Genomic DNA, 14198 nt, shown 5'->3' with positions numbered 1-14198 from the left:
CCCCCCGGCCCGGACCCTAGACCGCTTCGGCGGTGGCGTGGAGGCTCTCGAGGAACTCCACCTCGTCGACCATCGTGGAGGACAGCTCCATCAGCAGCCGGCGGATGCCGGGCAGGTCCCAGTCGTGGGCGGCGATCCGCTCGACGATCCGCAGCATCGGCAGCGACAGCGCGTCCCGCTGGGCCGCGTAGCCGGCCAGCGCCTCGAGCTGCGCGCGCCCGTGGTGCGGCGCGGCCAGCACCGCGCCGGCGAGCAGCTCCGCGTCGCGCAGCGCCGCGGTGATGCCGTGGGTGGACAGCGGGTCCTTCCAGTAGCCGGCGTCGCCCACCAGCGCCCAGCCGGGCCCGTACGGGGTGCGCAGGTGGCCGGGGACGCCGCGGACGTGCCGGATCCGCCCCACGGCGGTCGCCGCCGACAGCGCGGGGCCGAGCGGACCGGGACCGGCCAGCGCGCGCAGCGCGCCCTCGGGCCCGCGCTCGCCGACCAGGGGCCGCACCGTCTCCGGCCGGCCGCCGGCGAACACGCACGTCAGCCCGTCGTTGGTGGGGATGGCGCCCACGCTGACCCCCGGCCGGTAGAGCCAGGAGTAGCCGTCGACCGGGAGGCCGGCGACGTAGCCGTAGACGATCTCGGTCGCCGCGGACCCGGTGAACCGGTACGGCGCCGCGACCGCGTCGGCCACCAACGAGGCCCGGCCGTCGGCGCCGATCACCAGCGGCGCGGACTCCAGCCGCAGGCCGCCGTCCCGGTCGCGGACGGCGACCCCGGTGACCCGGCCGTCCGGGCCACGCAGCAACCCGGTGACCGGCGTGCCGTGCCGGACGACGGCGCCGGCGCGGACGGCGGCCTCGGCCAGGATCGCGTCCAGCACCGTGCGCCGCGGGGCGTAGAGGGCGTCCACCCCGGCGCCGGGCCGCACCGAGACGGTGACCTGCTCGTCGCCGTAGGAGAAGACGATGCGCCGGATCGGCGGGGTGCCGGCGGCGCGGACCTCGGGCAGCAGGCCCCAGCGGTCCAGCTGCAGCACCCCGGCCCGCATGAGCGCGTGGGTGGAGACGGTGTCGCTGCCCGGCCGCGCGCGGTCGGCGCACAGCACGCGCATCCCGGCCCCGGCCAGCAGCATGGCCGTGGAGGCCCCGGCGATGCGCGCGCCGACGACGACGGCGTCCCACCGGGGGCTCATGCGGCACGCTCCATCGGCTGCGCCGCGCCCAGCTCGTCGAGCACGCGGCTCACGATCAGCGCGGCGTCGTGCCGCGCGCCGTCGAGGAAGGTGGAGGAGCGGCGGGTCTGCCGGCGCATGCCGACCACGTGCAGCCCCGGGGCCGCGGTGGTGCCGGCGACGTGCCGGATCTCGCCGGCGGCGTCGAGCACGGGCACGTGCAGCCACGGGTAGCTGCGTTGGTAGCCGGTCGCCCAGACCACCGCGCCGATCCCGGCGGTGACCAGGTCCAGCCCGGCCGGCGCCGCGGAGGCATCGGCGGCGGCCGTCGGTGCAGGAGGGTCGAGCTCGTCGTCCAGGCCGACCGCGCGGGCGTAGGCGTCGATCCGCCGCAACTGAGCGGCCAGCCGCGCATCGGCGTCCGCCGTCGTCGTGGCGAGGTCGTCGCCGAACCGGACCCGGCTGCCCTCGATGCCGGCCACCCGGCCGGCGAGGACGACCCCGCGCGACTGCAGCGACGCCAGGTCGACGTCACGCCGGTCCGGGCGCCCGACCAGCTGCAGCGACGGCTCGGACAGTGCCAGGCACGGCCGGACGGGCTGGTCGAGCACGCCCATGACCGACAGCCACCAGAGGATGTCCATGCCGCGGTGGGTGCGCGGCAGCCGGGTGTGCGCGCCGACGGCCAGGACGACGGGCCGCCCGCTGGCGGCGATCTCGTCGGCGAGCTGCACGCCGGACGCCGAGGCGCCCACGACCAGCACGCCGCCGGCGGGCAGCGCGGCGGGGCTCGAGTAGGTGGCCGCGGTCTGCTGGCCGACGCCCGGGTCGAGGCCGGCCGCGGCCGCGGGCACGAGCGGCCGGTCGCACCAGCCGGTCGCGACGACCACCGACCGGGCGCGCCAGGAGCCGGCGGCGCTGTCGACGCGGTAGCCGCCGGGCGCGGGCCGGACCGACTCCAGCTCGGCGCCGGCGACGACGGGCGCGTCGAAGGACCGCGCGTAGCCGGTGAGGTACGCGGTGACCTCGCGGGCAGTCATGAAGCCGGTCGGGTCGTCGCCGGCGTAGGACCAGCCGGGCAGCCGGCTCATCCAGTTCGGGGTGAGCAGCCGCAGCGACTCCCACGGGCGGGAGCGCCAGCTCTCGGCGGGGCGGCCGCGGTCGAGCACGACGTGCTCGACGCCGGCGTCGGTCAGCAGCCGGCTGACCGCCAGGCCGGCCTGGCCGGCACCGAGGACGGCGACGGGGACGGAGGTCATCGCAGGCTCCCGGGAGGGGACGGGGCGGCCGGCCCGGACGGCGGGCCGGCCGCGGGGCGGGATCAGCGGGTGGTGACGTCGACCCGGACGTCGGTGCCGTTGGAGAGCACGTCCCAGACCGCGGAGCGGCGGCGGGACTGCTCGACCAGCGCGGCCAGCTCCTCGGGGGAAGCGTCGCCCTCGACGGTGAAGTGCACGCGGATCTGCGAGTAGCCGTTCCGGACCTCGTCGGAGAGGCCGAGGATGCCGAGCAGGTCGATGTCGCCCTCGACGGTGGACTCCACCTTGTGCAGGTCGATGCCGCGGGCGGAGGCGATGTTTGCCATCCCCGCGGTCAGGCAGGCGGCGATGGCGTGCAGCAGGAACTCGACCGGGGTGGGGGCCTTGCCGGTGCCGACCAGCACCGCCGGGTGGTCGGCGTCGTAGGTGAACGGCTCGGTGCGGCTGACGTCCTCCTGGCCGGCGCCGTAGAAGCCCTGGATGGTGCTGCGGCTGTTCGTACCGCTGATCCAGGTGTTCGTCGCGCGGAACCGGAAGTCGGCCAGGTCCGGGGTGCCCCGGACGGCGTCGATCGTGGCGAACAGGGTGGGGACGTCGACGCCGTTGCGGGCGGGCCGGCTCATGGTCTGCGTCATCTCGGGGGTGCTCCTCGGTGCGGGGGACTTCGGGACGGCGCGGACGCTAGGGACGACGCCTTCCCCCGGGCTTCCGCGGCGGGGACGCTCGGCGGGGTCCGCGGAAGGTCCGCGGAAGCCCCGTGCCGCACGGTCGGGGCACCGCGAACGAGAGGAGGCGGCGGACATGCGCGTGGGCGATCGCGCGAGCCGGACGAGGACGGTCCGCGCCGAGGACATCGAGCTGTTCACCGCGCTCACCGGGGACACCAACCCGGTGCACTACGACGCGGAGCTCGCGGCGCGCTCCCGCTTCGGCGGCATCGTCGTCCAGGGCGGGGTCACCAGCGGGCTGCTCAACGCGCTCGTCGCCGAGGACCTGCCCGGCCCGGGCAGCGTCTTCCTCACCGTGCAGTGGAACTTCCGGGCGCCGGTCCGCCCCGGCGACGTGCTCACCGCGCGGGCCGAGGTGACCAGCGTCCGCGAGGACAAGCCGGTCACCGGCCTGGCCACCACGATCACCAACCAGGACGGCGTCGTCGTCCTCGACGGGACGGCGGTGGTGTGGCGGGACCCGGTGGTGGCCGCCGCCGCGGCCTGAGCTGAGGGGGTCGGCCCTCGACCGGGTGCCGGAACGCGTTCGGCTGTACGGTCCATCCCAACCGTTCGAGGGACGCCGATGGCTCTGCTGCGCCGGATCGATCCCGCCCGCGCGCTGCGGGCGGGGGTCCGGCTGGCCACGACCGGCGCCACGGTGGCCGCCGTCCCCGCGTTCCTCACCGCGGGCCTGGTCGGCGACTCGGCGCGGGCCGGGATGCGCACGGCGCGGTCGGTGGCGGCGTCCGCCGTCCGGACCGTCGGCACCGTCGTGACCGGTGCCGACCCCATGCCCGACGGGCACGTGCACTCCCTGGTCGACGCCGCCCGCGGGATGGTCGAGCCGCCGACGACCCGGCACTCACCGCGGGTGTGGGCCGACCGCGGGCACGTGCAGGTCGAGCTGTGCGCGCCCACCCCGGAGGAGGCGCCGGAGGCCCGCCGCATGCTGCGGCGTGCGCTCGAGCGCCTCGACGGGGTCTCCTGGGCGACGGTCAACGAGGTCGCCGGCCGGGTACTGGTCGCCGTCGACCAGCGGCGGATCAGCCCCGAGGACGTCGTCGACGTGGTCACGGCCGTCGAGCAGGCCCGCGGCGCCCGGGGCATCTACCCGCTGCGCGAGGACCACCCGGCCGACGTGGAGCCGGTGCTCGCCGCGCTGCTCAACGCGGCCGTCGACGTCGTCGGCGTGGGCGCGGCCTACGCGGGCAGGTTCCTCCCGATCCCGGCGCTGACCCGGCACGCGACCCTCGCCGTGGCGCTGCTCGACAGCCAGCAGTGGATCAAGACCCGGCTGGCCGACCGGATCGGCCCGGTCGGCACCGACCTGCTCTTCACCGGCACCAGCGCGGTGCTGCACTCGCTCACCCAGAGCCCCACCGTGCCGGCGCTCAACGCGGCCGCGGCCGTGCAGGAGGCGCTGGAGACGCGCGCCCGGCGGCAGGTCTGGTGCCGCCGCGAGCACGAGCTGTGCGGTCCCGAGCCGGAGCAGGCCGAGGACGTGCCGGCCGACGCGCGGCCGGCGCCGGGCCAGCGCCCGAGCCCCCTGCCCGAGGGCCCGATCGAGCGCTACCGCTCCCGGCTGGGCCCCACCGAGCTGGCCGCCGCGCTGGCGCTGCTGCCGCTCACGCGCCGGCCCGGCCGCTCGGCGGACCTGATGAAGGCGCTCACGCCGAAGGCGGCGACCCAGGGCCGGGAGTCCTTCGCGGCGACCCTCGACCTGCTGCTCTGCCGGCGCGGCGTGCTGCCCATGGACGGCTCCGCCTACCGGCGGCTCGACCGGATCGACACCGTCGTGGTCGACGGCGACGGTCTGTGCACCGGCCCGCCGGTCGTCCTCGAGGCGAGCGCCGAGGCCGACGGGTGGGACGACGCCGCCGTCTGGTCGGCCGCCGCGCGGCTGCTGGGCGCCGACGACTCCGACGAGCGCGTCGCGCGCAACGGCCGCCCGCTGCGGCTCGGCCCGCCGCGGGAGTCGCCGGACGCGCCCGGCGGGCGGCTGCGGGCCGTGTACGAGGGACGGCGGCGGGTCGGGACGGTCACCGTCGCCGCCGAGCTGGACCCGCACGCCGAGGCGCTGCTCACCGCCGTGGGCCGGGCCGGGCACCGCCTGGTGCTCTCCGCGCACGTCGGCACGCGCGAGATCGCCGGCCTCGCCGACGAGGTCGCCGACGCCGGCGAGCCGCTGCTCAAGACCGTCCGGCGGCTGCAGGACGACGGCCGCGGCGTGCTGCTGGTCTCCGACTCCGACGGGCCGGCGCTGCTGGCCGCCGACGTCGCCGTGGCGCCGGCCCGCCCCGGCCGCTCGCCGGCCTGGGGCGCGGACCTGGTGACCGGGCCGGGGCTGGCCACCGCGTGCGCCCTCGTCGCGGCCACCGTCGACGCCCGGAAGCTGAGCCGGCGGGCCGTGGAGAGCGGCGTGACCGGCAACGTGCTCGGCGGCCTGCTGGCCGCGGTCGGCAGCGCCCGTTACGGGCAGGCCAAGGCGACCACCCCCGGCAAGTCCGCGACCATGATCACGATGGCCGACGGCACGTGGACGGCGGTCCGGGTGGCCCGGCGGCCGGCGCCCCCGGCGACGGTGCACACGCCCTGGCACGCGCTGGACGCCGAGGACGTGCAGCGCCGGCTGGCCGACCTGCCCGACGAGCCCGAGCGCGCGCCGTCCCGGCTGCCGTCGGCGGTCCAGCGGGCGGCCGGGCACCCGACGCTGCAGGTGCCGCTGCGCTACGCGCGCACGGTGGCCGCGGAGCTCGCCGACCCGCTCACCCCGGTGCTGGGCACGGGGGCGGCCGCGACCGCGATCCTCGGCGAGGCCACCGACGCGATCCTCGTGGGCAGCGTGACGGTCGGGAACGCGCTGATCAGCGGCTGGCAGCGGCTGCGGGCGGAGACCGCGCTGGAGTCGCTGCTGCTGGAGCAGGACGTCTGCGCCCGCCGGGAGTCCGGCGGCGGCCCTGAGGAGGTGCCCGGCAGCGCGCTGCGGGTCGGCGACGTGCTGCTGGTCGAGGCCGGGGACGTGGTGGCCGCCGACGCCCGGCTGCTGGAGGCCGCCGATCTCGAGGTCGACGAGTCGAACCTGACCGGCGAGTCGCTCGCGGTGGCGAAGTCGGTCGCGGCCACGCCGGGCGCGGAGGTCGGCGACCGGACCTGCATGCTCTTCGACGGCACGACGGTGGTGGCCGGGTCGGGGCGCGCTGTGGTCGTCGCGGTCGGCGACGCCACCCAGGCCGGCCGGGCCGCCCGCGCCGCCGGCGGCGCCGCCCCGCCGGCCGGCGTGCAGGCGCGGCTCGGCGAGCTCACCCGCAAGGTGCTGCCGCTGACGCTTGCCGGCGGCGCCGCGGTGACCGCGCTGGGCGTGCTGTGGCGCCGTCCGCTGCGCGACGCGGTCCGCGACGGCGTGGCGGTCGCGGTCGCCGCCGTCCCGGAGGGACTGCCGCTGGTGGCGACGGTGGCGCAGCAGGCCGCGGCGCAGCGGCTGTCCCGGCGCGGCGCGGTGGTCCGCAGCGCCCGGGTGCTGGAGGCGCTCGGCCGGGTCGACACGGTCTGCTTCGACAAGACCGGCACGCTGACGGAGAACCGGCTGGCGGTCACCCGCCTGGTGCCGTGCGCCGACGGCGACCTCGACGAGGACGGCCTGCTCCGGCTCGCCGCCGGGGGGATGGGGTCGGGCGACGAGGCCGCGCACGAGACCGACCGCGCCGTCCTCGAGGCGGCGCGGGAGCGGGGCGTGCTGCCCGACGGCGAGCCGGAGGCGAGCCTGCCGTTCGCCGCCGGCCGCGGGTTCTCCGCCGCGCTGCGCGACGGACGGCTGGTGGTCAAGGGCGCCCCCGAGGTGGTGCTGCGCCGCTGCGGCGCCGCCGACGAGGTGCGCGACGAGGTGCAGGGCCTCGCCGGCAAGGGGCTCCGGGTGCTCGCGGTCGCCGACCGGTCGGTGGACGGCGTGCCCGACGACCTGCAGGAGGCGGCCGAGGGGCTGACCCTGCGCGGGCTGGTGGCGCTGGCCGACACGCTGCGCGACTCGTCGGTGGCCGCGATCGAGCAGCTGCGGGCCTCCGGCGTCCGGGTGCTCGTCGCCACCGGCGACCACCCCGAGACCGCCGCCGCGATCGCCGCGCAGGCGGGCATCCCCGACGCCGACCGCGTGGTCACCGGCGGGCAGCTGGCGCGGGCCACCGACGCCGAGCGCGCCCGGCTGGTGCAGGATGCCGCGGTCTTCGCCCGGCTCTCCCCGGAGCAGAAGGTGCTGCTGGTCGGCGCGCTGCGGCGGACCGGCGCGACCCTGGCGATGACCGGCGACGGCGTGAACGACGCCGCGGCGATCCGGCTGGCCGATGTGGGCGTCGGGGTGTCGGGGGCCGAGTCGCCGGCCGCGCGCACCGCCGCCGACCTGGTGCTCACCGACCTCGACCTCACCCGGCTGGTCGACGCGATCGCCGAGGGCCGGGCCATGTGGTCGCGGGTGCGTGACGCGGTCTCGGTGCTGGTGGGCGGCAACGCCGGCGAGGTGTCGTTCACCGTGCTGGGCACCGCGTTCGGCGGCCGCGCGCCCCTGAACACCCGCCAGCTGCTGCTGGTCAACCTGCTCACCGACATGTTCCCGGCGCTGGCCGTCGCGGTCGCCGCGCCGCGGGTCGCCACCGGGGAGGACGGCGAGGGGCCGCTCGCCGGGCATCCGCTCAGGGCAGTGCTCGAGGCGGGTCCGCACCGCGACTTCACCGCGCAGCTGCGCCGCATCGTCCTGGTGCGCGGCGCGGCGACCACGGCCGGGGCGACCGGCGCGTGGACGGTCGGCCGGCTCACCGGCCTGCGCGGGCGGGCCAGCACGATGGGCCTGGCCGCGCTGATCGCCACCCAGCTCGGGCAGACCGCGTGGATGGGCCGGCGCAGCCCGCTGGTGCTGGTCACCGCGGCCGGGTCGCTCGCCGTCCTCGGGGTCGTCGTCCAGACCCCGGGGCTGTCCGGCTTCTTCGGCTGCACGCCGCTCGACCCGCTGTCCTGGCTGGTCGTGCTCGCGTCGGCCGCGGCGGGCACCGCCGGCGCCGAGGTGGTGCCGGCGATGCTCGCCGGACGACGTACCGCGAACGACTCCGCAGGAGGTGCCCCGATGACCCAGCCAGGCGACGAGCAGCCCCGCCCCGACGACACGACGCAGGACGACGAGGAGCGCGACGTCCGCCACGCCGGCGGCGGGCGGACCTCGGGGGAGACGTCGGTCGACGACGACCTCGGCCGCGGCGACTGATCCCGGTCAGGCCCCGCCGAGGACCGCCCGGGCCTCCTTGCCCACCTCGTCCATGACGGCGCGGGCCTGGTCGAGCACGCCGGACATCCAGAAGAAGCCGTGGATCATGCCCTCGTAGTTGCGGTAGGTGACCTGCACGCCGGCCTCCTGCAGCCGGTCGGCGTACTCCTTGCCGTCGTCGCGGAGGGGATCGTGGCCCGCGGTGAAGATGAAGGCCGGCGGCAGGCCGCCGAACTCCCGGGCCCGTAGCGGCGACACGTAGGGGTTGTCGGCGTCGGTCTCGCTGCGCACGTAGTGCTGCCAGAAGTACTCCATGCTGCCGCGCTGGAGCAGGTAGCCCTCGGCGTTCTCGTGCGCCGACGGCCGGTCCCACCCGTAGTCCAGCGCCGGGTAGATCAGCAGCTGGTAGGCCAGGCGCGGCCCGCCGTGGTCGCGCGCCTTGAGCGCCACCGCGGCGGCCAGGTTGCCGCCGGCGCTGTCGCCGGAGACCCCGATCCGCCGCGGGTCGATGCCCAGCTCCTCGGCGTTGTCGAAGACCCACTCGGTGGCGGCGTAGCAGTCGTCGAACGGGATCGGGAACTTGTGCTCCGGCGCCTTCTGGTAGTTCACCGAGACGATCACGCAGCCGGTGCGGTTGGCCATCGCGCGGGCGGAGGAGTCGCAGATGTCGATGTTGAGCACCACCCAGCCGCTGCCGTGGAAGTACAGCAGCGCCGGCAGCGGCCCCTCGCCCTCGGGCCGGTAGATCCGCACGGGCAGGTCGGCCGTCGGCCCGGGGATGTAGGTGTCGGTGACGGCGGCGACGTCCTCCGGCTCACCGCCGAGGTCCTTGAACGCCCGGGCGGCGACGCGCGCCTCGGCGGGTGTCAGCGCCTCGAACGGCTGGGCTCCGGCGGCGACCATGCCGGCCAGGAGGGCTTCGCACTGCGGGTCGAGGGTCATGCTGCGCTCCTCTCGCGCACTTCGCGGACAGGCCTCGACCGTGGCGCGGTCGCGGAACCGTGTCAATCGCCGGGCAGCACCCGGACCTCGGCGGCCGGCAGCGCCGTCCACCAGCGGGCGTAGCGGCGGTAGACGGCGGGATCGCGGCCGGCGAGCAGCGCGGTCAGTTCGCGCGCCTCCTGCGCGAGCCCGTCCCAGGCCGCCTCGGGCAGCGGGGCGAACGCGGTGGCCTCGATGCCGCCGTCGACCGGGCGCCACACGCCGGCGACGTAGCCGTCGACCAGCAGGGTGGGCAGGACGTCGCCGTTGCTGCGCATCACCAGCGGGCGGTACTCCGGCGGGATGATCCGGCTGCGGTCCACGTGGCCGAGCAGGGCGAGGTCCCACATGCCGAGCAGCCGCGCCGGTGCCGGGACGTCGCCGTCCGGCAGCGGCGCACCGGGGACGTCGAGCAGCTCCTTGCCGTCGGGGCCGGTCCGCCGCACCAGCTCGTCGGCCAGCCCGGCGAAGACCTGCTTCGTCCGCGACCTCGGCAGGATCGTGAACTGGGTGAAGTCCGCCTCCGACGCCGGGCCGAACGCCGACAGGTAGCGTCGCACGAGCGCTGGCATCAGCTCCTCCGGCGCGGCCTCGTACGGCGGCGCCGCGCGGTACACCGGCCGGGTCCCGAACCCCACGGCTTGCCGGCCGGGACGTGCCACAGCGGCGCGAACGTCCGCAGCGCCCACCACACCCCGCGGGTCGGCGCGCCGTCGACGTGCCCGGCCAGGAACTCCTCGATCTCGGCGGCGCTGCGCTGCTCGGCGGTGAACTCCAGCAGGCGCGGCACCAGCGCGTCGGCGTCGTCCTTGGTCAGCCCGGACGACGTGAACCGCGGATCGCCGAGCCGCGACGCCCGCAGCGGATGCCACATCGCGTTGTGGAAGGCGGGGTAGTCCTCGGCGTGCACCGCGTGCAGCGTGATCCGCATCAGCTGCGCCTTGACGACCGTCGCGTCGGCGAACGCGGCATCCAGCTCGGAGGGGTCGAAGTCGGCGACCCGGTTCCACAGCGCCAGATACGGCGACGCCGGCTCCTGGGCCTGCAGCCCGAGGACGCGGCGGACGGCCTCGGCGGCCCCGATCGGCTCGCGGCGCAGCAGCAGCTGCCGGGCGAGCAGGGCGCGGTTGAGCTGCCGGGCGGTGAGGGTCATCGCTGGGTCATCCTGCCGGTTCGCGTTCGCGGAGGGGCAGGAGGCGGACTCGGACGCGGCGGCCCGGCCAACTGGTGGTGCCGGTACGGCACTGGTCCGCACCGCGACGGTCAAGGCTACGCAGGGCCTAGGCAGTCCCAGCGCTCAAGTCGAAGCGATCCCTAGCGCGAGGCCGCGCAGGCAGCAGCCTCTTCCACACCCGGGTTGAGTTTCTCCACGTCTATCAAGCCCGACTCGTCGGACGCAGCCTTCATGCGCATGCCATGAAGCTCGATGTTGGCTATCGCCGAATATGTTAGGGCATCCCCCTCAATTCGCTCGACTTGAATGAATACGTGCTTCGACGCCGGAAGGGGGGTGTCGCTCAGATCGATCCTGGAAAACTCCGGGCCGGAGTCGTAATTCAGACGGCCATCAACAGGCGCGGAGACCACCTGTCCGGAGTCGGTAAAAATCAACAGGCGTTGTGGCTTCGCCGTTCTGTCGTAGTTGTACTCGGTGTCAAACCATCCTGGAACAACATCGATGCGCGTCAAGAGTGTCGGCCCTTCTAGTTCCAGCACGAGAAACTCTCCAGTACCCAGGCCTCGTCCGGAGAGCCAGGATGACGCAAATACGGGACTTCCGGTCCTGTCGTCGTCGACTGCACACCAGGCTGAGAAGAAGCCAGGATGCTCGCCCCGATAAAGCGATGATTCATTCACGTCGATGACCCGCACGGCAGAACTGTCCCCCTGGGTCGCAATCTGCTCGCGCGCCCATTCCGGGTGAAAGACGTCAGTCTGGCCCCGGGCGAGAAGATAGCTTCCAAGCCCCAGAAGCGCAGTCGCGAAGATCAGAATCGAGGCGGCCCAACCCCGCCGCATTCCTTGGAGAAGCGTGACGAGACTGCCCAATCCGACGACTGTAACCATGCCGGCGATAACTATGGTGAATATTCCGAGCCACAATGGCATCGACTGGATGCGCTGAACAGCGAGCGTCGCAACAGTTGTGATCGCCTCCTTGAAGCCAAGAGAGTCGCGATGCTTCGCCACTTGAGAAAATATTACAGCAGGAAGCGCCCGGTAAAGAATGACATCGCCCGATCCTCCTTGCAGGATGGTGCCCGGCGGTAGCTTGGTTCGCCATTCTGCGCGCACATTTCCGGCGTAGGCGGAGTCATCTGGCAGGTCAAGGGTCGCACTTCCGTTCTGATTGGTCTGCACGACCTTGAGCGGGTTGCCTGAAGCAGTCGAAGTGAACTGAAGCAATGCGCCTGCGACATCCTCCCGCGCGGGTTCCACCTGTTGAAGGTGAGCTACAAAGCGCTCACCCGCGAAGTATTGCCCAGTGCGTTCAAGGTTGAGCTGAACTCCGGCAAGCGGGCCACGCCCGGTAGGCGTTCCATGCGCGGTGGCTAAGTCCGCCAATACCCGTGCCCGACGAGTCACCACGCCGTCTGCAAGCGACGACCAATTTAGTCTTGCACTGATCGACCATATCGCCAGTTGAAACGCTGCTCTTTCTGCTCCGATATCGGTCGTGTAGTCGACGCGGCCCTCGGTCTCCTCTGTGGGGATTCGATCGGGGACGTTGAAGTACTCACCGGCAAGCCACGTGATCGCGGCCAATTGGGCTGGGTCGAGGCCCTGCTCGGTCAGGCCGTGCGGGATGGGGGTCAGGTCTTCGTCAGAAGTCCATTCCGATTCGGGATCAAGTGAGAATGCGAGTGCTCGCTGTTGAGAGTGATCCGACCGCAATTTCAGCGAAGGATCCTCCCGTTCCTCGACGGTCATCAGGCTCGCAGCGGGATCTTCGAGCAAGGTGGCCGTGACGGAGTACGTTGAGTCGGCCTCCTCTGCCGAGGCGGCGCCTGTATAGATGGCGACCGCGCCCGCGGTGAAGACCACGAGGAGGGCGGTGCGCACGACGGCGCGGCACGGGAAGGCCATCATTCCCCCATGTGCCTCTCGGCCTCAGATAGGCCTGCGACCCTATCTGCCGTAACGAGATCCATGCAAGATGGATGTACTGACGACTCGCACAATCCCGGTCAGGGAAGCCTAGGCGACTGGTGACCTCGTGACGAGAACTGCAGGTCAGGGCCGATGTTTAGCGCCCGGTAGTAGGTGCTAAAACGCCTCTCAGTCCGAGCGTCGTCGATGTCTTCATATCCAGCAGCCTGATAGCGGCGTGAGAAGGCCGGCATTCGGCTGCGGACGCTGGCACTGGACGGTCCAAAGCATCCGCCCGCCTACCGCAGGGCAATGGCCCACCATGGACGCTGGCTGCTGGGCGCAGGCCGGACGCAGGCAGTCTCCGGCTGGCGCAATCCGTGCCCGAGTACTGGTCTCCGCGCGGATGACGCCGGAACCGGATCGCGCGGCCCGGCCGTTCTCGCGGGCATGGAGCTCACCTGCCCGAAGTGCCACGGCCCGATGCGCACCTACGAGCGCAACGGCGTCCACGTCGACCAGTGCGCGGACTGCCGCGGGATCTTCCTCGACCGCGGCGAGCTCGAGCGGCTGATCGACGCGGAGAACGCCTGGCACGACCAGGACCGGCCGGGCAGGTCGTCGTCCGCGTCGTCCTACTCGTCGTCGTCCGGGCCCGCGGCCGCCGGTGGCGGGCTCAGCTCGGTCGTCAACGAGGTGCTGGGCGCCGCCCGCAGCCACAAGTCGAGCAGCTCCGGGCACGGCTACGACCAGTACGGCCGGCCCTACGGCCACCCCAAGCGCAAGAAGTCCTTCCTGGACCAGCTGTTCGACTGATTCGCTGACCGGGTGACCGAGAACCCCGGCATCGACCCGTCGGTCCCGCCCAGCGGACCGGGCTGCGTGGAGTGCGAGGCCGTCGAGGGCTGGTGGCTGCACCTGCGCCGCTGCGCGCAGTGCGGCCACGTCGGCTGCTGCGACTCCTCACCGGCGCAGCACGCGAGCGCGCACGCCCGGGGGAGCGGGCATCCGATCGCCCGGAGCTACGAGCCGGGGGAGACCTGGTTCTGGGACTACAGCCGCGACGAGTACGTCTCCGGCCTGGACCTGGCACCCCCGGCCGCGCACCCGATCACCCAGCCGGCGCCCGGTCCGGTCGGCCGGGTGCCGCTGGACTGGCAGCGGCACCTGCACTGATCTTCGGCGCGTACCGCAGGTGCAGGACGCCGGTCGGCAGGGTCCGGCTGCCCAGCAGCTCGAGCGGCACCGTGGGCGTGTCCTCGAACAGGCGCTGGCCCCTGCCGACGGCGATCGGGTGCACCAGCAGGTTCAGCTCGTCGAGCAGGTCGTTCGCGATCAGCCAGCGCACGGTGGTCGCGCTGCCGGACATCCCGATGTCGCCCTCGGTCCCGGTCTTGAGGTCCTGCACCTGACGGACGGCGTCCTCGCCGCCCAGGACCGTGGTGTTGCTCCAGAGCGCGCCCTCGATCGGGCGGTGGGTGAGGACGTACTTCGGCAGGCCGTTGATGTGCGAGGCGAACGGGACGTCGTCCCCCTGGGACGGCCAGTACGCCGCCCACTCGTCGTAGAGCTTCCGGCCCATCAGCATCGCCCGGGTCGTCTGCATGCCCTCGCCGACGACGCGGCCCATCTCGTCATCGAAGTAGGGGAAGTGCCACTCGTTCGGCGCCTCGACGACGCCGTCGAGTGCGATGAAGAAGCTCGAGACGATCCTGGCCATGTCGTCCTCCCGGGGTGGCCGGCGGGTCTGC

Annotated in this window: 10 protein-coding genes and 1 pseudogene; 4 read left to right on the top strand and 7 right to left on the bottom strand. The window is 73.9% G+C overall.

What is annotated here, in order from left to right; all coding sequences use genetic code 11:
* Positions 1-16 precede the first annotated feature (16 nt).
* The 3 genes from AB3388_RS15610 to AB3388_RS15600 all read right to left on the bottom strand — a co-directional run bounded on the left by AB3388_RS15610 (position 17) and on the right by AB3388_RS15600 (position 3056).
* Complete coding sequence (locus AB3388_RS15610; RefSeq protein ID WP_495406202.1) at positions 17-1183, bottom strand: FAD-dependent oxidoreductase; 1167 nt, start codon at positions 1181-1183, stop codon at positions 17-19.
* Positions 1180-2421, bottom strand: coding sequence for a flavin-containing monooxygenase (locus AB3388_RS15605; RefSeq protein ID WP_495406201.1), 1242 nt, complete (start codon positions 2419-2421; stop codon positions 1180-1182). The genes AB3388_RS15610 and AB3388_RS15605 overlap by 4 nt, the downstream gene beginning before the upstream one ends.
* A gap of 62 nt (positions 2422-2483) precedes the next feature.
* Entirely contained in the window at positions 2484-3056 is a 573-nt protein-coding gene (locus tag AB3388_RS15600) for an OsmC family protein (protein ID WP_495406200.1), read from the bottom strand.
* 166 nt (positions 3057-3222) lie between these two features.
* Between AB3388_RS15600 and AB3388_RS15595 the strand changes: the two genes are divergently transcribed.
* Positions 3223-3636, top strand: coding sequence for a MaoC family dehydratase (locus tag AB3388_RS15595; RefSeq protein WP_495406199.1), 414 nt, complete (start codon positions 3223-3225; stop codon positions 3634-3636).
* A 78-nt stretch (positions 3637-3714) separates the two neighbouring features.
* Positions 3715-8376, top strand: coding sequence for a cation-translocating P-type ATPase (locus tag AB3388_RS15590; RefSeq protein WP_495406198.1), 4662 nt, complete (start codon positions 3715-3717; stop codon positions 8374-8376).
* A 6-nt stretch (positions 8377-8382) separates the two neighbouring features.
* On the opposite strand, the gene lipP1 is transcribed toward AB3388_RS15590, so the two are convergent.
* From lipP1 to AB3388_RS15575, 3 genes and pseudogenes are all read right to left on the bottom strand, one after another.
* The gene (lipP1, locus tag AB3388_RS15585; RefSeq protein WP_495406197.1) at positions 8383-9318 is read right to left on the bottom strand and encodes a LipP1 family hormone-sensitive lipase; all 936 of its coding nucleotides are present in this window, start codon (positions 9316-9318) and stop codon (positions 8383-8385) included.
* A gap of 62 nt (positions 9319-9380) precedes the next feature.
* Positions 9381-10510: pseudogene (locus AB3388_RS15580) on the bottom strand (winged helix DNA-binding domain-containing protein).
* 161 nt (positions 10511-10671) lie between these two features.
* Positions 10672-12402, bottom strand: coding sequence for a hypothetical protein (locus tag AB3388_RS15575; protein ID WP_495406196.1), 1731 nt, complete (start codon positions 12400-12402; stop codon positions 10672-10674).
* 495 nt (positions 12403-12897) lie between these two features.
* On the opposite strand from AB3388_RS15575, the gene AB3388_RS15570 reads away from it, so the two are divergent.
* Together AB3388_RS15570 and AB3388_RS15565 are read left to right on the top strand one after the other, a co-directional pair.
* A complete protein-coding gene (locus AB3388_RS15570) occupies positions 12898-13263 on the top strand; it encodes a TFIIB-type zinc ribbon-containing protein (RefSeq protein ID WP_495406195.1) in 366 nt (121 codons plus the stop codon).
* A 12-nt stretch (positions 13264-13275) separates the two neighbouring features.
* Entirely contained in the window at positions 13276-13623 is a 348-nt protein-coding gene (locus AB3388_RS15565) for a UBP-type zinc finger domain-containing protein (RefSeq protein ID WP_495406194.1), read from the top strand.
* Here AB3388_RS15565 and AB3388_RS15560 read toward each other — a convergent pair.
* Positions 13559-14167 carry a dihydrofolate reductase family protein gene (locus AB3388_RS15560; protein WP_495406193.1) on the bottom strand — a complete coding sequence of 203 codons (609 nt, stop codon included), beginning with the start codon at positions 14165-14167 and terminating at the stop codon, positions 13559-13561. The genes AB3388_RS15565 and AB3388_RS15560 overlap by 65 nt on opposite strands.
* Positions 14168-14198 lie beyond the last annotated feature (31 nt).

It is taken from the genome of Geodermatophilus sp. SMS 5-13 (assembly GCF_059428245.1).
This window is presented reverse-complemented; position numbering and strand designations above follow the sequence as displayed.